Genomic DNA, 20,782 nt, shown 5'->3' with positions numbered 1-20,782 from the left:
TAATGATTCCATTGTCGTTCGCCCAGCGCCGGTTGTGGTTCATCCATCGGCTGGAGGGGCCGTCCGCCACCTACAACATGCCGGTGACGGTCCGGCTGGCCGGCGTCTTCGACGCATCCGCCTTCGCGGCCGCGGTCGGTGACGTCGTCGCCCGCCACGAAAGCCTGCGCACGATCTTCGTCGAAGCCGACGGGGTACCGACCCAGCGCGTGCTCGATCCCGGCAGCGTCGAGGTGCCGGTGACCGTCACCGACGTCACGCCCGCCGAGCTGGACCGGGCGGTCACCGCGGCGACCCGCTACGCCTTCGATCTGTCCAGCGAGATCCCCATCCGCACCAACGTGTTCCGCTGCGGCACCGAGGAATGCGTGCTGGTCCTGCTGATCCACCACATCGCCGGCGACGGCTGGTCGATGACGCCACTGCTGCGCGACCTGTCGGAGGCCTACGCGGCACGTCGAGACGGCCGTGAACCGCAGTGGGAGCCTCTGCCGGTCCAGTATGTCGACTACACGCTGTGGCAACAGGAACTGCTCGGCTCGCCGACGGATCCCAACAGTGTGCTCTCGCGCCAATTCGACTACTGGCGTAGGGAACTGGAGGATCTGCCCGAACAACTGCGGTTGCCGACGGATCGGCCACGGCCACGAGTCGCGAGCTATGCCGGCGATGTGGTGGTGGTCGGCATCGACGGCCGGATCAGAGCCGGAGTCGAACGCTGCGCGGCGGGTGCGGGCGCGACGTCGTCGATGGCATTGCAGGCGGCCTTGGCTGTGCTGTTGTTCAAACTCGGTGCAGGCGAGGATATTCCGATCGGATCGCCGATCGCGGGTCGCACCGACGACGCGCTGAACGACCTCGTCGGATTCTTCATCAACACGTGGGTGCTGCGAACTCGAGTGTCGCCGGGGGCCTCGTTCAGCGAGATCCTCGGCCAGGTCACCGCGAAAGCGCTTGCCGCGTACGAGAATCAGGATGTCCCGTTCGAACTGCTGGTGGAGATGCTCAATCCCGCCCGCTCGGCGGCACGCCACCCGCTCTTCCAAGTGCTGTTGAGCATGCAGAACAACACCGCACCCACGCTGGAACTGGCGGGGGTCGGATTCGAACCCTATGCCATGGCCGCGACGACCTCGCAGTTCGATCTAACCTTCACCATCACCGATCAGGTATCCGGTAACGGTGCCGGACCCGGGTGGGGCCTGCATATCGAGTACTCGACCGACCTGTTCGATCGGTCCACGGTCGAGGCCATGGCGTCGCGGTTCGTGCGGCTGCTCGGCTCGATCGCCGTGGACGCGCACCGGGCGGTGGGCTCGATCGATGTGCTCGACGCCGAGGAACGCGAAGACGTGCTGCACCGGTGGAACGACACCACTGTCGAGCTCACCGAGACCACCCTCATCGGACTGTTCGAGGCCCAGCTCGCGCGGACGCCGGATGCGGTCGCGCTCGTCTGCGGCGACACGGAACTCACCTACGCCGAACTCGACAGTCGGGCTGAACTGCTCGCGCGGGTGCTGGTTTCGCGTGGGGTGGGTGCCGACAGCATCGTCGCTGTCGCTCTGCCGCGGAGCGCGGACCTGATCGTGGCGTTGGTGGCGGTGGTGAAGGCCGGTGGCGCGTACCTGCCGATCGACCCGGCGTATCCCTCGGACCGCCTCGCATTCGTCCTGGGCGATGCCGCCCCGGTTGTCGTCGTGACCGACCGTGCGACGGCGAATCTCCTGCCGCACCACGATATTCCGAATCTCTACCTCGGCGAGGAAGAGCATTCGAGTGCTGAGTCCCGGAGCGTTCCGGGGGCGCACAATCTGGCCTATGTGATCTACACGTCCGGTTCCACCGGTGTGCCCAAGGGTGTCGGGATCACCCACCGCAATGTCGTGAACCTGGTCGCGCAGGCGTGGTCGGCCGAGCCGGGGGATCGGGTGCTGGCGCATTCCTCGATCGCGTTCGACGCCTCGACCTACGAGATCTGGCCCGCCCTCTGCGGCGGTGCGACCCTGGTCGTCGCCGCAGAACAACGTTCGGATCCGTCGGAGATCGCCCAGCTGGTCGAAACCCTCTCGGTGACAATGCTGTTCGCTACACCGCCCTTGCTGTCGGTATTGGTCGAGCAGGCGCAGTCGACACCTGGCAACCCGTTTCACACTGTGCGACAGGTGAATACCGGCGCTGACACCCTCACCCCGGGACTGGTGTGTGCGATGCGCCAGGAGTTCGGCGATGTCCGGATCGAGAACCTGTACGGTCCGACCGAGGCAACGGTCGATGTGACGTCGTATCGGGTGCCAGACGGTGGCGTGGACACGGTCGTGCCGATCGGTACCCCGGTCGCCAATACGCGGGTGTACGTACTGGATTCGTGGCTCACGCCGGTGCCCGTCGGGGTCGCCGGTGAGCTGTATGTAGCCGGTACACAGCTGGCTCGCGGCTATCAGCGACGACCGGGATCGACCGCTGCCCGATTCGTGGCCGACCCGTTCGATCCAGCCGGTGGTCGGCTGTATCGGACCGGCGATGTGGTGCGCTGGAATGCCGACGGCCAGTTGGAGTTCGCCGGGCGCAGCGATGATCAGGTGAAGATCCGGGGCTTCCGGGTCGAGCTCGGCGAGGTCGAATCGGTACTGGCCCAGCACAGTTCGGTCGCGCAGGCTGTGGTGGTCGCCCATGAGACCGACACCGGCGGCAAACAATTGGTCGGGTATGTGGTCGCCGATCGGAATGCTGTCCTCGACGGTGCCGAGGTGCGCGGCTTCGCAGCCGAACGGTTGCCGGATTTTATGGTGCCGACCGTGGTGATGGTGATCGACGCCGTGCCATTGACCACCGGCGGCAAAGTAGATCGCTCCGCGCTGCCGATCCCGGAGCTCAGGTCGTCGGTGCCCTACCGCGCGCCGAACACCGCCGAGGAACGCAAGGTGGCGGAGTTGTTCGCCGGTGTGCTCGGGCTCGACCGGGTCGGCGTCGACGACAGCTTCTTCGCTCTCGGCGGCCACTCTCTGCTGGCAACCCGGCTGGCGAGCCGGATCCGGGCGGAACTGGGCGCCGAGGTGGCGATTCGGACGATCTTCGACGCTCCGACGGTGGCGCAGTTGGCGACCCGGCTGGATTCGGGCATCCGGGTGCGCCCGGCACTGGTGGCGCTGCCGCGACCGGACGAGGTTCCGCTGTCGTTCGCGCAGCGGCGGTTGTGGTTCATCCACCGGCTCGAAGGCCCCTCCGCGACCTTCAACATCCCGCTGGCGGTGCGGGTGCGTGGGCTCGACGTGGCGGCCTTGCGTGCGGCGATCGCCGATGTCGTCGCCCGCCACGAAAGCCTGCGCACCGTCTTCGTCGACACCGGCGGGGTGCCCCGACAGCAGGTCCTCGACAGTGTCGAGGTCCCGTTCACGGTCGCCGAACCGGACTCCGACGAGGTGGACGCGGCGGTCACCGAGGCAGCACGGCACACCTTCGACCTGACTTCGCAGATCCCTTTGCGCACCAGTGTCTTTCGATCCGGAACCGACGAGCACATCCTCGTCCTGCTCATCCACCACATCGCCGGCGACGGCTGGTCGATGGGCCCGCTCCTGCGAGACCTCTCCACGGCGTACGCGGCCCGCCTGACAGGCCTGGAACCGCAGTGGACACCGTTGCTGGTGCAGTACGTGGATTACACGCTGTGGCAGCAGGACATGCTGGGCTCCTCGGACGACCCCGACAGCATGCTGTCCCGGCAATTCGACTATTGGCGTGGCGAACTGGCCGGACTGCCCGAACAATTGCGTGTGCCGACGGATCGGCCGCGCCCACGGGTCGCGGGCCATCGAGGCGACGTGGTGTCGTTCGATATCGATCCCGAGCTCCGCGTCGCAGTCGAGCGGTTGGCGGCTCGCGAGGGCGCGACGGTGTCGATGGTCCTGCAATCGGCCCTCGTCGTGTTGTTGCTCAAACTCGGTGCGGGGGAGGATATTCCGATCGGCTCGCCGATCGCGGGCCGGACCGACGAGAACCTCACCGACCTGGTCGGGTTCTTCGTCAACACCTGGGTGCTCCGCGCGAAGGTGTCGGCATCGATGTCGTTCGTCGAGGTCGTCGGTCAGGTCAGGGCGAAAGCCCTGTCGGCCTACGAGAACCAGGACATTCCGTTCGAATTGCTCGTCGAACTGCTCAACCCGCCCCGATCGGCGGCGCACCACCCGTTGTTCCAGGTGTCCCTCGCGTTCCAGAACAACGCGTTGCCCGCCCTGGAGCTGCCGGGCGCGGGATTCGAACCCTACGGAGCCTCCGTGGCGAGCTCCCGGTTCGACCTGTTCTTCAATATCGCCGACGGCGCCGCCGGAGACCGGTGGAGCGGACTTGTCGAGTACGCGACCGAGCTGTTCGATCGGTCCACGGTCGAATCGATGGTCGCCCGGTTGGTGCGACTGCTGGGTCTGGTCGTGTCGGCACCCGATGTGGCGGTGGGATCGCTCGACGTTCTCGACGTCGACGAACGTGACGCGGTGCTGCGCCGCTGGAACGAGACCGCCGGAGACGCCGTCGACACCACCATGATCGAGCTGTTCCGGTCGCGAGTGTCGCGGACCCCCGATCTGGTTGCCGTCCTCCACGGCGACACCGAGCTGACCTATCGAGACCTCGACCTCCGTGCGGAACGGCTCTCACGGGTACTGGTCGCTCGCGGGGTCGGCGCGGATCGTGTTGTCGCAGTGGCATTGCCGCGGTCCGCGGAGTTGATCGTGGCCATGCTGGCGGTCTGGAAGGCGGGCGGTGCGTACCTGCCGATCGATGCTGGCTACCCCGCGGATCGCTTGACGTTCATCCTCACCGACGCCGCACCGGTCGTTGTGCTGACCGATGCCCCGACCGCCCCACTGCTGCCGCACACGACCGTGCCACAGGTCTGCCTCGACGCGCCTGGCATCGCTTCAGGGGACACGTCTGTCCCGCATCGCGCTGTGGTGAACCCGCAGAATCTGGCGCAGGTGATCTACACGTCCGGGTCCACTGGTGTGCCGAAAGGCGTGGGAGTCACGCACCGGAACCTGGCCAATCTGGTTGCCCAGGCATGGCGGACGGAGCCGGGGGACCGGGTGCTGGTGCACTCCTCGATCGCCTTCGACGCGTCGGGTTACGAGATCTGGCCCGCACTGTGTGGTGGCGCGACGCTGGTCACCGCCGGTGAGCGGCGCTCGGATCTGGACGAGATCGCCCACCTGGTCGAATCCCGTTCGGCCACCCTGATGTTCGCCACCCCGCCGCTGCTGTCGGCGCTGCTCGAACACGTCGAAACCGTGCCGGGCCGTCCGTTGCGGAGTCTGCGGCGGGTGGTGGCAGGCGGTGCCGAGCTGACAGCGGCCATCGTGCATCGGGTGCACGCGCAGTACCCCGACCTCGAGGTAGTGAACGGTTACGGCCCCACCGAAACGACAGCGTGCGTCACCGACCACGTGGCAGAGCTCGGCCTCGACGGAGCGGTGCCGATCGGGCGGCCGCTGGGGAATGTCAGGGTGTTCGTGCTGGACGCGTGGCTGGCGCCTGTGCCCGCCGGTGTGCCCGGCGAACTGTATGTCGGCGGCGCGCAAGTGACCCGCGGCTATCAGGGGCGGGCGGATCTGACCGCGGCCCGGTACGTCGCCGACCCGTTCGACCCAGTCGGCGGTGGTCGGCTGTACCGCACCGGTGACATCGTGCGCTGGACGACCTGCGGACGGCTGGAATTCGGGGGACGCGTCGACGACCAGGTGAAGATCCGCGGGTACCGGGTGGAACCGGGTGAGGTCGAAACCGCACTGGCGCAACACCCTTCGGTCTCCCAGGCGGTGGTTGTCGCACACGGTGATCAACTGATCGGCTACGTGGTGGCCGAGGCGTCTACGTCCGATGAACTCGATGCAGGCCAAGTCCGCGGGTTCGCCGCCGAGCGGTTGCCGGAGTTCATGGTGCCCGCGACGGTGATGGTGATCGACGCGGTCCCGCTGACCGCGAACGGCAAACTCGACCGCGCCGCACTGCCGGACCCGCAGTTCGCCGCATCCGCGCGCTATCGCGCACCCCGAACCGACCAGGAACAGATCCTGGCCGCCGCGTTCGCCGAGGTGTTGGGGCTGGAACGCGTCGGCGTCGACGACAGCTTCTTCGAACTGGGCGGCGACAGCATCCGCTCGATTCAGCTGGTGTCGCGGGCGCGGGAAGCGGGCCTGGAGATCAGCCCGCGCGAGGTCTTCGAGTATCGAACAGCAGCCGGGTTGGCGGCCGTCGCTCGCGGCCTCGGCGCCGCGAACTCGCAATTGGCGGAGCTCGACGGAGGAGCGGTGGGCTGGCTGCCGTTGCTGCCCGCGGCTCGATTCGTGCGCGAGCTGGGGGCGGGATTCGATCGATTCACGCAGTCGTTGACGGTGGAACTGCCGGTGGGTATCGACCGGGCGGGGCTGGTGGCGACATTGACGGCGGTGCTCGATCGCCACGATGTGCTGCGGTCCCAGTTGGTCGATGACGGCCGGGGCGCAGGGCTCGAGGTGGCGCCGGTCGGCGCGATCGACGTCGACCCATTCGTGTGTCACGTCGAGATCCCCTCGATCACAACGGATTCCAGCGACCCGTTCGACGATCAAGCCGAGCTCATCGCGGCACAGGTGGCTGCGGCCACGGGCCGGTTGGCGCCGTCGGCGGGGGTGATGGTGCAGTTCGTGTGGTTCGACGCTGGACCCACTCGCGCGGGCCGGTTGTCGATCGTGGCGCATCACCTGGTCATCGATGGGGTGTCGTGGCGAATCCTGTTGCCGGACTTGGCCATGGCGTGGCAGATCGTTGTCGCGGGATCGGTGCCGGTGTTGCCTGCCGCGGGAACATCGATGCGGCGATGGGCGCACGGGCTGGTCGAGATGGCGGCAGCACCCTCGGTGGTGGAGCAATTGCCTTGGTGGCGTGCGGTTCTCGACGGACCGGATCCGATGGTGGGCGTCCGCCCGCTGAATCCGGCCATCGATGTCATGGGGACTGTGCATCGCGTCGCTGTCGAGATACCGACGGCACAGACCGAGGCGTTGTTGACCACCTTGCCCGCGCTGTTCCACGGTGGAGTAGAGGACGGGTTGCTGGCGGCCTTGACAGCAGCGGTCAGTCGCTGGCGCCACGACCAGGGCGTGCACGAGGACTCGGTGCTGATCCGGCTGGAGGGGCACGGACGGGAAGAAGATGCCGTTGCCGGTGCCGATCTGTCGAGCACGGTCGGCTGGTTCACCAGCGTGTACCCGGTGCGATTGACGGCGACCACCCCCGAATGGAACCAGGTCTGCGCTGGCGCCGCTGCCGCGGGAACCTTGTTCAAGTCGGTGAAAGAGCAGTTGCGTGCTGTGCCGGACAAGGGCATCGGCTTCGGGCTGTTGCGGTATGCGAATCCCGCTGCCGCGCCTGAGCTGCAGCACCTTTCGACCGGCCAGTTCGGGTTCAACTACCTCGGTCGGTTCACCGCCACGGACCTGTTGCCGCAACGTCTGCGGGGAGCAGGGTGGGCCCCGGCCGGGGCGGGCGCCAACGCGGCACCGGATCCGGCGATGCCGGTGATGTCGGTGGTCGACGTGACCGCGATCGTCGTCGACACCGGTGATGGTCCGGTGCTGCAAGTGGTGTTCTCGGCGCCGGACGGTGTGCTGGATCGCGCCGAAACGGCGCACCTCGCCGAGTTGTGGCGTAGCGCGGTGGTGGGCCTGGCCGGGTACGCCACTTCGTCGGCGGGCGGACTGACTCCGTCCGACGTGTCGTTGGTCGAACTCGGTCAAGCCGAGATCGAGGGGTTGGAGCAGCGGTATCCGGGGTTGGTGGATGTGTGGCCGTTGACTGCGATGCAGTCGGGTCTGCTGTTCCATCAAGCCATGGCGAGCTCGGGCTCCGACGCTTATCACATGCAGGTCGTCTTCGGCCTGACCGGAAACATGGATGCCGACCGGATGCGCTCGGCCGGGCAAGCACTGCTGGACCGGTACCCGAATCTGCGCGTGGGATTCGTTGCGGGTACCCGAGGAAAGCTCGTGCAAGTCATCGTCGACAACGTCGAATTGCCCTGGCGTGTCCTGGATCTCCGCGCGCTGGCCGACGCCGATCGCGCCTCGGCGTTGCGGCACATGCTGGCCGAGGACCGCGACGCACAGTTCGAGATGGCGACGCCGCCCTTGCTGCGACTGACGCTGGTCCTGATGTCCGAAGACCGTTCAGAACTCGTGCTGACCTCTCACCACGCGTTGATGGACGGATGGTCGCTGCCGCTGCTCCTTCGGGACCTGTTGCGCCTCTACGCTTCGGACGGCGACGCGACCACCTTGCCGCAAGCGCCCGACTACCGGGAATTCCTGCAATGGCTGGGCGAGCAGAACCCCGACGCCGGGATGGCGGCCTGGCTCGAAGAGCTCGACGGTGTCGACGAACCCACGCTGCTGGCAGTCGACACAGGTGGCGCCGGGAGTGCGGGCGTCGAACAGCTCGAGGTGCCGCTGACCGCGGAAACCGCGGCGCGAGTGAGCAAGCGGGCCGGGGAGTTCGGCGTCACGGCGAACACCGTCGTGCAGGCGGCATGGGGAATTCTGCTCTGCGCGTTGACCGGCCGACACGATGTGGTGGCCGGGGCCACGGTCTCCGGACGCCCACCGTCGATCGAGAGCGTCGACTCGATGGTCGGATTGTTCATCAACACCGTGCCGGTGCGGGTCCGCGTCGGCCCCCGCGACACCCTCGCGGACGTGCTGGTCGGCTTGCAAGCGCGCCAAGCCGCGCTGCTCGACCACCACCACGTCGGTTTGAGCGACATTCACCAGGCGACGGGCCTGCACGTCCTGTTCGACACCCTGATCGGGTTCGAGTCCTATCCCGTCGACCAGGCCGGAATCGGTGCGGCGGCCACCACCAGCGGCATCGCCATCGCCGACCTGCACTCCGACGCCCCCACCCACTACCCGCTGACCGTTTTCGCCGCCGCGAACCCCACCCTGCAACTGCGACTCGAGTACCGCACCGACGCCTTCGACGCACCCGCCGCCGAGGCGATCGCGGCCCGGTTGGCGCGGATACTGCGACAGATCGTGACCGACCCGGACCTTCCGGTGCGGTCGATCGACCTGCTCGGTGCCGAGGAACGTGAAGCGGTCCTGCACCGCTGGAACGACACCGCCCTCGACGTCGAGGACCGTACGCTCGACGGACTGCTCGAAGCACAGGTCGCCCTGACCCCTGACGCCGTCGCGGTCCGTTGTGCGGACGTCGAACTCACCTACCGCGAACTCGATACGCGGGCAACGGAACTCGCCCATATGCTGAGATCGCAAGGCGTCGGTCCCGACACCGTTGTCGCGGTCGCCCTGCCCAGGTCCGCGGACCTGATCGTCGCGATGTCGGCTGTGCTCAAAGCGGGTGGCGCGTATCTGCCGATCGATCCCGCTTACCCCTCCGAGCGACTGGCGTTCATCCTCACCGACGCCGCACCGGTGGTCGTGGTGACCGACACTGCTACCGCACCGCTGCTGCCTGACACCGCGCCTCGCCTGTTCCTCGACACCCTCGAGGCACCGGGGGGAACGACGTCGGGCGCGGTGTCCACACCGCAGAATCTGGCGTACGTGATCTACACCTCCGGATCGACCGGTGTGCCGAAAGGCGTTGGTATCACGCACCGCAACGTGGCGAACCTGATCGCCCAGGCCTGGACGGCGGGCACCGGGGATCGAGTGCTGATGCACTCGTCGGTCGCGTTCGACGCGTCCACCTATGAAATCTGGCCCGCACTGTGCGGTGGCGCGACACTGGTGATCGCGGCCGAACAACGATCGGACCCGGCGGAAATCACCCGATTGATCGAAACCCATTCGGTGACGAAGATGTTCGCCACCCCGCCACTGCTGGCCGCCTTGGTCGAACACCTCGACACAGTCGCGGGCGAGCCGCTGCGCAGTCTGCGGCAGGTGAACACCGGCGCCGACACACTGACCCGCGGATTGGTTGCGGCACTGCGCGCCAAGTGCGACAACGTCCGGATCGACAACCTGTACGGCCCCACCGAGGCGACAGTCGACGTGACAGCCCTCGAGGTGCCCGCCGACATCGAGACCGTGGTGCCGATCGGTGCGCCCGTGGCCAATACGCGGGTCTATGTCCTGGATTCGTGGCTGGCGCCGGTGCCTGTCGGCGTGGCGGGGGAGCTGTATGTCGCCGGTGCGCAGTTGGCGCGCGGATATCACGGCAAGCCCGGCCCGACCGCGGCCAGGTTCCTCGCCGATCCCTTCGACGCCGCCGGAGGCCGCTTGTATCGCACCGGTGACGTGGTGCGCTGGAATGCCGACGGGCAGCTGGAGTTCGCGGGCCGAGCCGATGATCAGGTGAAGGTCCGTGGGTTCCGGGTCGAGCCGGGCGAGGTCGAAACCGCACTGGCACAACATCCTTCAGTGTCCCGTGCGGTAGTGATCACCCGTGACATCGGCGTTGGCAAACAACTGCTGGGCTACGTGGTCGGTGCGGACGGGCTCGACGGGAAACAGGTGCGCGACTTCGTCGCCGAGCGGCTGCCGGACTTCATGGTGCCCGCGGCGGTGACCGTGATCGAGTCGGTGCCGTTGTTGCCGAGCGGAAAGCTCGACCGCGCCGCCTTGCCGGAACCGGAACTGACCTCGTCGGCGGACTATCGCGCGCCAGGGACCGATCACGAACAGGTCCTGGCGGGCGTGTTCGCCGAAGTGCTCGGCCTGGAACGCGTCGGCGTCGACGACAGCTTCTTCGAATTGGGTGGGGACAGCATCCGCTCGATCCAGGTGGTCTCGCGGGCACGCGAATTGGGAGTGGAGATCAGTCCGCGGGAGGTGTTCGAGCACCGGACGGCCGCTGCGTTGGCCGCGCTGTCGATCGGTCGCGGCGATGCGGGACCGGTCTTGACGGAACTGCCAGGTGGTGGGATCGGATGGATGCCGTTGCTGCCGGTGGCCCGGTTCGTGCGGGACAGGGGCGGGGCGGGATTCGACGGCTTCAGCCAATCGCTGCTGCTCGACCTACCTGCCGGGATAGACCGGGCCGGGTTGGTGACGACCCTGACAGCGGTGCTCGATCGTCACGACGCGCTGCGGTCGCGGCTGGTCGACGACGACCGTGGTGCGGGACTCGAAGTGGCGCCCGTCGGCTCGGTGGACGTCGACCTGCTGCTGCATCGTGTCGAACCGACTCAGAGCGTTGCCGAGTCGGTAATCGTCGCCGAGCTGGCGGCGGCTGCAGGCAGGCTGGCGCCCTCGGCGGGGGTGATGGTGCAGTTCGTGTGGTTCGACGCCGGACCCACCGAGCCGGGCCGGTTGTCGATCGTGGCGCATCACCTGGCGATCGACGGGGTGTCGTGGCGAATCCTGTTGCCGGACTTGGCGATGGCCTGGCAGTCGGCAGCGGCGGGATCGCCGCCGAAGTTGGCGGGCACGGGAACATCGTTGCGGCGGTGGGCGCACGGGCTGGTCGAACAGGCGAGCCGACCGGAGCGGCTGGCGGAAATGTCCTGGTGGCGATCGACTTTGGACGGCCCCGATCCGATGCTGGGCGACAGGCCGCTCGACCCCACCGTCGACGTTATGGCCACCGCACGCAATGTCGCGGTCCGGATTCCGGCGGCGGACACCGAAACCTTGTTGACCACGCTGCCCGCGCTGTTCCACGGCGGCGTCGACGACGGCTTGCTCGCGGCACTGACCGCGGCGATCACCCACTGGCGTCACCGCAGGGGCGTGGAAGAGCAGTCGGTGCTGGTCCGGTTGGAAGGCCACGGGCGCGAAGAGGGGGCCGTCCCCGGTGCTGATCTGTCGAGCACGGTGGGCTGGTTCACCAGCATGTTCCAGGTGCGGTTGAATGCGCAGGCAACGGACTGGGACCAACTCTGCGCCGGTGGTCCCGCGGTCGGCACCCTGTTCAAGTCGGTGAAAGAGCAGTTGCGGGCAGTGCCGGACAAGGGCATCGGCTTCGGGATGCTGCGGTACCTGAATCCGGACACTTCCGCTGAGCTGCAACAGTTCTCGGCCGGTCAAATCGGATTCAACTACCTGGGTCGGTTCACCTCCACAGACCTGCTGCCGCAGCGACTGCGCGCAGCCGGGTGGACGCCCGCCGTGGATGCCGGACAACTGATCACTCCCATGGATCCGGCGACCTCCGCGATGCCCGCGCTGTCGGTACTCGATGTCAACGCGATGGTGGTCGACACCGAAGACGGACCGGTCATGCAAGCGGTCTTCGCCGCACCCGAAGGCGTGCTGGCGGAATCCGAGGTCAAGGAGTTGGCGGGGTTGTGGCGCAGCGCGGTGCTGGGTCTGGCTCGGCACGCCGCGACGACCGTGGGTGGTCTGACGCCCTCGGACCTGTCGTTGGTCGATCTGGATCAAAGCGAGATCGAGGCGGTCGAGCGGCAGTATCCCGATCTGGTGGATGTGTGGCCGTTGACACCGATGCAGTCGGGGTTGCTGTTCCACCAGGTCATGGCGGGTTCGGGCTTCGATGCCTATCACATGCAGGTCGTCTTCGGCCTGACCGGCGGGGTGGACGCGGCCCGGCTGCGGGCAGCTGGACAGGCACTGCTCGACCGCTACCCGAACCTGCGGGTGGCCTTCGCCGCCGATCGAAACGGAAACACGATCCAGGTAGTCGTCGACGGTGTCGAATTGCCGTGGCGAATAGTCGATCTGCGCGATCACGACGCCCAGGCGACAGCGTTGGAGCGGGTCCTGATCGAAGACCGGAACGAGCACTTCGACACCGCGGTCCCGCCTCTGCTGCGGTTGACGCTCGTACCGATGACCGAGCACCGTTCGGAACTGATCGTCACCGCCCACCACGTGCTACTCGACGGCTGGTCGCTGCCACTGCTCGTCCAAGATCTGTTGCGCCTCTACACTTCCGCCGGTGACAGCGCGACCATGCCGCCCGCGCCGGACTACACGGACTTCCTGAAATGGCTGAACCGCCAGGACCCCCAGGCCGGCCTACAGGCTTGGACTCAGGAGCTGCGAGGCGTCCAAGAACCCACACTGCTGGCCGGTGGCACAGACGGCACTGCTTCGCCGGAAGTCGGCGTCGAGCGGGTCCAAGTTCCACTGCCCGCGACGACAGCGATGGCAGTGAGCAGGCAGGCCGCGGCACTCGGGGTCACCGTGAACACCGTCGTGCAGGGCGCATGGGGGATAGCGCTGGCCGTCGCGACCGGTCGCCGCGAGGTGATCGCCGGTGCCACCGTCTCGGGCAGACCGCCTTCGATCGCCGGGGTCGACGCGATGGTCGGGTTGTTCATCAACACGGTGCCGGTGCGGGTGGTCATCGATCCCCGAGACACCCTGGCCGACATGCTGATCGCCCTGCAAGACCGCCAGGTCGCCCTGCTGGATCACCACCATGTCGGCTTGAGCGATATTCACCAGGCGGTCGGGCTGAACATATTGTTCGACACCCTGATCGCGTTCGAGTCCTACCCCGTCGACCACGCCGGAATCGGGCAGGCAGTCACCACCAGCGGCATCGCCATCACCGATCCCCGCCCCAACACGCCCTCCCACTACCCGCTGACCGTCATCGCCAATGCCACCCCCACGCTGACACTGCATCTGGAATACCGCACCGATGTGTTCGACAGGGCCGAGGTCGAGGCGACTGCGGCACGCCTGGCGCGGATACTCGAGCAGGTTGCCGCAGACCCCGCCGTGCCGGTGCGAGAGATCGACGTTCTCGGCAGCGATGAGCGAAACCTCTTGCTGCACAAGTGGAATGACACTGCAGCCCGGGTCCCCGACGCCACCGTCGTCGAACTGTTCGCAACACAGGTCGCCGCGACACCGGAGGCGATAGCCGTCTTCTGCGCCTCCACCGAGCTCACCTACCGGGAACTCGACACGAGAGCCGAAGACCTGGCCCGCGTGCTCCAGTCGAAGGGAGTCGGCCCCGACACGATCGTGGCGGTCGCACTGCCCAAATCGGCGGACCTGATCGTGGCGTTGCTCGCGGTGTTGAAAGCGGGCGGCGGATACCTGCCTATCGACCCGGCCTACCCCTCGGATCGACTCACCTTCATTCTCACCGACGCCGACCCGGTCATCATCATGACCGAGAATGCCACCGCCGCAACACTTCCCGACACCGCGATACCTCGTCTCTTTCTCGACACTCTCGACCGCGCCGCCCACGCGGTGCCCGAGCTCGTTCGCTGCACGGCGGCGCCGGACAACGCGGCGTACCTGATCTACACCTCCGGTTCGACCGGTGTCCCCAAAGGCGTTGTGGTGAGCCACCGTAACGTCCTCAACCTCGCCTCCCAGCCGTGGTCGACCGGACCAGGGGAGCGGGTACTCGTGCATTCCTCGGTCGCGTTCGATGTGTCGACCTACGAGATCTGGCCCGCGTTGATCAGTGGCGGTGCCGTGGTGCTCGCCGGTGCGCAGCGCTCGGACCCGGCCGAGATCGCCGAGCTGATCGCGGACCTGTCGGTGACGAAGATGTTCGGCACACCCGGCTTGCTGTGGGCGTTGCTCGACCACGCGAATACCCTGCCCACCAACACATTCCAGACTGTGAAGCAGGTGATCGCGGGCGGCGCCGAACTCGGCGCGGAACTGGTGGACAGACTGCGGCACCGCATCGACGGTGTGACGGTGACCAATGGCTACGGTCCGACGGAGACCACGGTATTCGCCACGGTCTTCGATGCCGAGGCGGACAGCGAGACCGCGGTGCCGATCGGTTCGCCGCTGGTCAATGTGCGGGTGTACGTGCTCGACACGTCGTTGATGCCGGTTCCGGTGGGTGTGGCCGGTGAGTTGTATGTGGCAGGCGCCCAGGTGGCGCGCGGCTATCACGGTCGAAGTGCTTTCACCGCAAGCCGATTCGTCGCCGACCCGTTCGACCCCGCTGGTGGTCGCCTGTACCGGACCGGAGATCTGGTGCGCTGGACCGATGGCGGCCAGGTGGAATTCCTCGGCCGACTCGATGACCAGGTCAAGATCCGCGGGTTCCGGGTGGAGCCCGGCGAAGTCGCCGACGCCCTGGCGAAACACCCCTCGGTATCCCAGGCTGTCGTGGTTGCGCGTGACACCGACACCGGCGGCAAGCAGCTGATCGGCTACGTGGTCGGTGAGCGTGGCGACGACCTCGACGGCCGAGCGGTGCGACTGTTCGCCGCGGACCGACTTCCTGAGTTCATGGTGCCCGCGGCGGTGATGGTGATCGAGTCGATGCCGTTGACCACCAACGGGAAATTGGATCGCGCGGCGCTGCCGGAGCCGGAACTGGTGTCTTCGGTCAGCTATCGGGCGCCGAGCACGGCCAGGGAAAGGGCATTGACCGAGCTGTTCGGCGAGATCCTGGGCGTGGGACGGGTGGGGGTGGACGACAGCTTCTTCGAACTGGGCGGTCACTCGCTGCTGGCCACCCGCCTCGTCAGCCGAATTCGCGTGGTGTTGGGGATCGAGGTGCCCATCCGAACTGTCTTCGACGCGCCGACAGCTGCACAACTGGCTCGCAGGCTCGATCCCGGGGGAGCGGTGCGGGCCATGCTGGCGCCCAGACCGCGCCCGGATACCGTTCCGCTGTCGTTCGCGCAGCGGCGGTTGTGGTTCATCCACCGCCTGGAAGGCCCCTCCGCCACCTACAACATTCCGCTGACGGTGCGGCTGCGCGGGGCGGATGTGTCGGTCCTGCGGGTCGCCATCGACGACGTGGTGGCCAGGCACGAGACCTTGCGGACGGCCTTCGTGGAAGTCGACGGCGTGCCGTCGCAGCGGGTACTCGACAACGTCGAGGTCCCGTTCGCCGTAACCGAGGCGGACCCGGCCGAGGTGGCGACCGCGGTGAACGCGGCGGTGCGGTTCGGACTCGATCTGTCGACGCAGATCCCGATCCGGGTCACCGTGATCCGCACCGGCGACGATGAGTGCGTGCTGGTGCTGCTGATCCACCACATCGCCGGTGACGGCTGGTCGATGGCCCCACTCCTGCAAGACCTCGCGACGGCGTATTCGGCGCGCCTGGCACAGCGGGCACCGGGCTGGCAGCCGTTGCCGGTGCAGTACGTGGATTACACACTGTGGCAACAGGAATTGCTCGGTTCGCCCGACGAACCCCACAGCGTGCTCGCGCGACAGTTCGACTATTGGCGCGACGAACTCGACGGTTTGCCCGAGCAGTTGCGGCTGCCCGTCGACCGCCCGCGTCCCCGGGTGTCGAGTTACCGCGGCGACCTGGTGATGTTCGCCATCGATGCCCAGACCAGGGCCGGGTTGGAACGGATGGCCGCCGACGCGGGCGCCACGGTGTCGATGGTGCTGCAGTCGGCGCTGGCGGTGCTGTTGTTCAAACTCGGTGCGGGTGAAGATATTCCGATCGGCGCCCCGATTGCCGGCCGCACCGACGACGCACTCACCGACTTGGTCGGCTTCTTCGTCAACACCTGGGTGCTGCGCACGGCGGTCGCCCCGGCCGCGACATTCGGCGAGATCCTCGCCCAGATTCGCGCGAAATCCTTGGCAGCCTACGAGAACCAGGACGCACCGTTCGAACTGCTGGTGGAAATGCTCAACCCGGTTCGGTCGGCGGCCCACCACCCGCTGTTCCAGGTGTCGCTCGCATTCCAGAACAATGCCCTGCCCACCCTGGACTTCGCGGGCGTCGAATTCGAGCCGTACAACGCGTCGGTCGCCGCCGCGCGATTCGATCTGTTCTTCAATATCGCTGATGCCCCGGTCGGGCAACCCTGGGGTGCGTTCGTCGAATACGCGACCGACCTGTTCGATCGGTCGACGGTCGAGTCGATCGCGGCACGGTTGGTGCGGATCTTGCGGCGGGTGGTGTCGGACCCGAGCGCGCCGGTGGGGTCGATCGATGTCCTCGACAGCGGCGAACAAGAACTGGTCCTGCACCGGTGGAACAAGACCGCTGTCTCGCTCGATTCGAACCTGACCTTGGTCTCGCTGTTCGAGGCGCAGGTGGCGGCGGCCCCGGACGCGGTTGCTGTGATGTGCGGAGATGTCGAGATCTCGTATCGGGAACTCGACTGTCGCGCTGAGCAATTGGCCGCGAGTCTGCTGTCGTACGGTGTTGGTCCCGATCGTATCGTCGCGGTGGCCTTGCCCAGATCAGCGGACCTGATCGTGGCCTTGCTCGGTGTGGTGAAGGCGGGCGGTGCGTACCTGCCGATCGATCCGGGTTACCCCTCGGATCGGCTGGCCTTCGTTCTCGCCGACGCCTCGCCGCTCGTCATCGTGACCGACTCGGTGACCGCGCAGGTCCTGCCCGACGACGCGGCAGCACCACGGCTCTTCCTCGATGCCGTGGAGCCGCAGGGCACGGGCATCGGCGGTGTTCGGTCGCGGGCGCAGAACCTGGCGTACGTGATCTACACGTCGGGTTCCACCGGGGTGCCGAAAGGCGTGGGGATCACTCATCGGAACGTGGTGAACCTGGTCGCTCAAGCATGGTCGGTCGATCACGACGACCGGGTGCTTGTGCATTCGTCGATCGCCTTCGATGCCTCCACCTATGAAATCTGGCCTGCGCTGTGCGGGGGTGCCACGTTGGTGCTCGCCGGGGAGCAGCGTTCGGATCCGGCGGAGATCACCCGGCTGGTCGACACCCGGTCGGTGACCAAGATGTTCGCCACACCGCCGTTGTTGTCGGCACTGGTCGACCACGTCGCATCGGTGCCGGGTAGCCCGTTGCGCAGTGTGCGGCAGGTGAATACGGGTGCCGACACGCTCACGTCCGGGCTGGTCGACGCGGTCCGGGGGCAGTTCGGGGATATTCGTCTCGACAACCTGTACGGCCCGACCGAGGCGACAGTCGATGTGACCGCGTTCCGGGTGCCCGACGATCAGTGTGGTGCGGTGGTGCCCATCGGTGCTCCGGTCGCGAATATGCGTGTGTACGTGCTGGATTCGTGGTTGGCGCCGGTCTCCGTCGGCGTCGCTGGTGAGCTCTATGTCGCCGGTGCGCAGTTGGCGCGCGGGTATCACGGTAAGTCCGGGTTGACCGCGGCCCGGTTCATCGCCGATCCGTTCGATCCGACCGGTGGCGGGCGGCTGTACCGGACCGGAGACGTGGTGCGCTGGAATGTCGACGGGCAGTTGGAGTTCGCCGGGCGCAGCGATGATCAGGTCAAGATCCGTGGGTTCCGGGTCGAGCCCGGCGAGGTCGAAACCGTACTGGCGCAACATCCCTCGGTGTCACAGGCCGTTGTGGTCGCGCGGGAGATCGACACCGGCGGCAAGCAACTGGTCGGCTATGTGGTGGCGGATCGGTCGGGGCCGGTCGCTGGTGAAGACGAACTGGTGGGGCAGTGGCAGCGGGTATACGACGATCTCTATTCGGGTGTGTCCCACGCGGAGACCGAACCCGAAACAGTCGAGTTCGGTTCCGATTTCGGTGGCTGGAACAGCAGCTACACCGGTGCTCCCATTCCGTTGGAACAGATGCGGGAGTGGCGGTCGACGACCGTCGATCGAATTCTCGGGTTGAATTTGGGGCGAGTGCTCGAAATCGGTGTGGGCTCGGGGTTGGTGTTGTCGCAGGTGGCGCCGGAGTCCGGGGAGTATTGGGGGACGGACCTATCGGGGGCGACGATTTCTTCGCTGGGTGAGCAGTTGGCCGAGCTGGGGGAGTCGTGGGTCGGTCGGGTCGTGCTGCGAGCTCAGGCGGCCGACGATATCGACGGGTTGCCGGTCGGCCATTTCGACACGGTGATCGTGAACTCGGTTGTGCAGTATTTTCCGAGTCACGGTTATCTCCGTACGGTTTTGGAGCGGGTGTCGGAGTTGTTGGCTCCCGGTGGTGCGGTATTCGTCGGCGATGTGCGCAGCTTCGCGCTGTTGGAAGAATTCGCGACGGCGGTGCAGGTGAGTCGTGGTGGTGGTGAAGATCCGGCCGTGGTGCGGGATCGAGTCCGTCGGGATATCGCCGCTGAGCAGGAGTTGTTGCTGGCGCCCGAGTTCTTCTCGGGGTTGTGCGGTGACGGCGTCGGGTTCGGTGCCGTCGATATTCGGCTCAAGCGGGGGTATTCGGTTAACGAGTTGACGCGATACCGGTATGACGTTGTCCTGCACAAGGATCCGCTCACCTCCTTTTCTGTCGCCGATGTGCCGAAAGTCGATTTCGGTGCGGTCGACTCCCTGCCGGAAATCCTGCGTGGCCCGCACCCCGAAGGCATTCGCATCACGGGAATTCCGCATGTTGGGCTGGTCGGCGAGACCGACGCCGCACAACGCATCCGAGCAGGTGAACCGGTGGATGGTGGTCGAACCGGCCCGCTCACAGCTGGATTCGAGGGAATCCTCACGGACATGGCTGAGGAGGGCCTACTGCCCGAGGACCTGTATGTGCTGGGGCAGCGGCTCGGCTACGCGACAGCGGTGACCTGGTCCGCCGAGCCGGGACGCATGGACGCGGTATTCGTCGAACAGGATGCGGCACTGGACCGCCCACTGACGGATGTCTATCTCCCACGGGTTGTTCTCGAGGGATATGCGAACAATCCGCAGGCCGGTCTGCTGGCGGCCGACGTGCGTCGCTGGGCGGCCGAGCGCCTGCCGGAATTCATGGTGCCCGCGACGGTGATGGTGCTGGAATCGGTGCCGTTGACCGCCAGCGGCAAACTCGATCGCGCGGCACTACCCGACCCGGAGTTGTTGTCGGCAAAGGAATATCGAGCCCCGCGCACCGAACGAGAACGGACCCTGGCCGCATTGTTCGCCGAGATATTGGGCGTAGGCAGGGTCGGTATCGACGACGACTTCTTCGCCTTGGGCGGCCATTCCCTGCTGGCCACCCGCCTCACTAGCCGAATCCTCGCGACCCTTGGCGTGGAAGTCCCCGTTCGGGTGATCTTCGATGCCCCCACCGTCGCCGAACTGGCCGACCGACTCGACGATGGCACCGCAGGCAGCGATTTCGACCAGGTGCTGGTCCTGAAGAGCTCCGGCTCGCAGCAGCCACTGTGGTGCCTGCACCCCGGCGGCGGCCTCGGCTGGTTCTACCAGCAGCTCGGCCGCGACCTCCCCGACCGGCCGATCTACGCCATGCAATCGCGCGGCCTCGACGGCGGACCATTGGCCGGTTCCTTCGCCGAAATGATCCACGACTACACCGACCGGATCATCGAACACCAACCCGACGGACCGTACTACCTGCTCGGCTGGTCCTACGGCGGCATCGTCGCCCACGCACTGGCGAGCGAACTGGCCCGGCGAGGCAAGTCGATCGGCCTGCTCGGCATCATGGACAGCAAGCCCCCGATCACCACCGACCCCCAACCCGACGTCTCCGAAGACGACGCCATGGCCGGTATTACGGAGTGGGTGGTCGACAGATTCGGCGACCAACTCGAGTCCCCGGCCATCCAAGGCCTGGCAGAGAGAGCAACAAAGGTCCTCATCAACAACAGCACCCTCCTCGCCGACTTCACCACCCCCGTATTCGACGGCGGCGCAACCATATTCGCGGCGACGGTCGACGTGGAAGGCAACCGACCCGACAATGCCAAGACTGACCTCGAGCAAGCCTGGCAGCCCTACATCCGTGGACCGATGGCGATCTTCGACGTGGACTGCGCCCACGGCGACTTCGACCGCCCGGAGAACATGGGCGCGGTCGGCCGGATCCTCAGTCGCTTCCTGTGAAGTGCTGGGCCAGGTTCCGCAATTCGGTGGAACCCGGCCCAGCACAGTGATTTCGGATCACCTGGCAACCTTCGTGCCCGACCACGTAGGTTGGACCGCGAGGCAGGTGCCGTGTACCGGCGGCGACGACGTGC

General features: G+C 66.8%; 1 protein-coding gene. It reads left to right on the top strand.

Features of this window, described 5'->3' with window-relative positions; genetic code table 11:
• Positions 1-2: 2 nt before the first annotated feature.
• Positions 3-20,648 carry a non-ribosomal peptide synthase/polyketide synthase gene (locus ACFWUP_RS03420; protein WP_379230291.1) on the top strand — a complete coding sequence of 6,882 codons (20,646 nt, stop codon included), beginning with the start codon at positions 3-5 and terminating at the stop codon, positions 20,646-20,648.
• Positions 20,649-20,782 lie beyond the last annotated feature (134 nt).

Origin of the sequence: Nocardia sp. NPDC058658, from assembly GCF_042716665.1 — a bacterium.
In the GTDB taxonomy this organism is placed as follows: Bacteria; Actinomycetota; Actinomycetes; order Mycobacteriales; family Mycobacteriaceae; genus Nocardia.
This window is presented reverse-complemented; position numbering and strand designations above follow the sequence as displayed.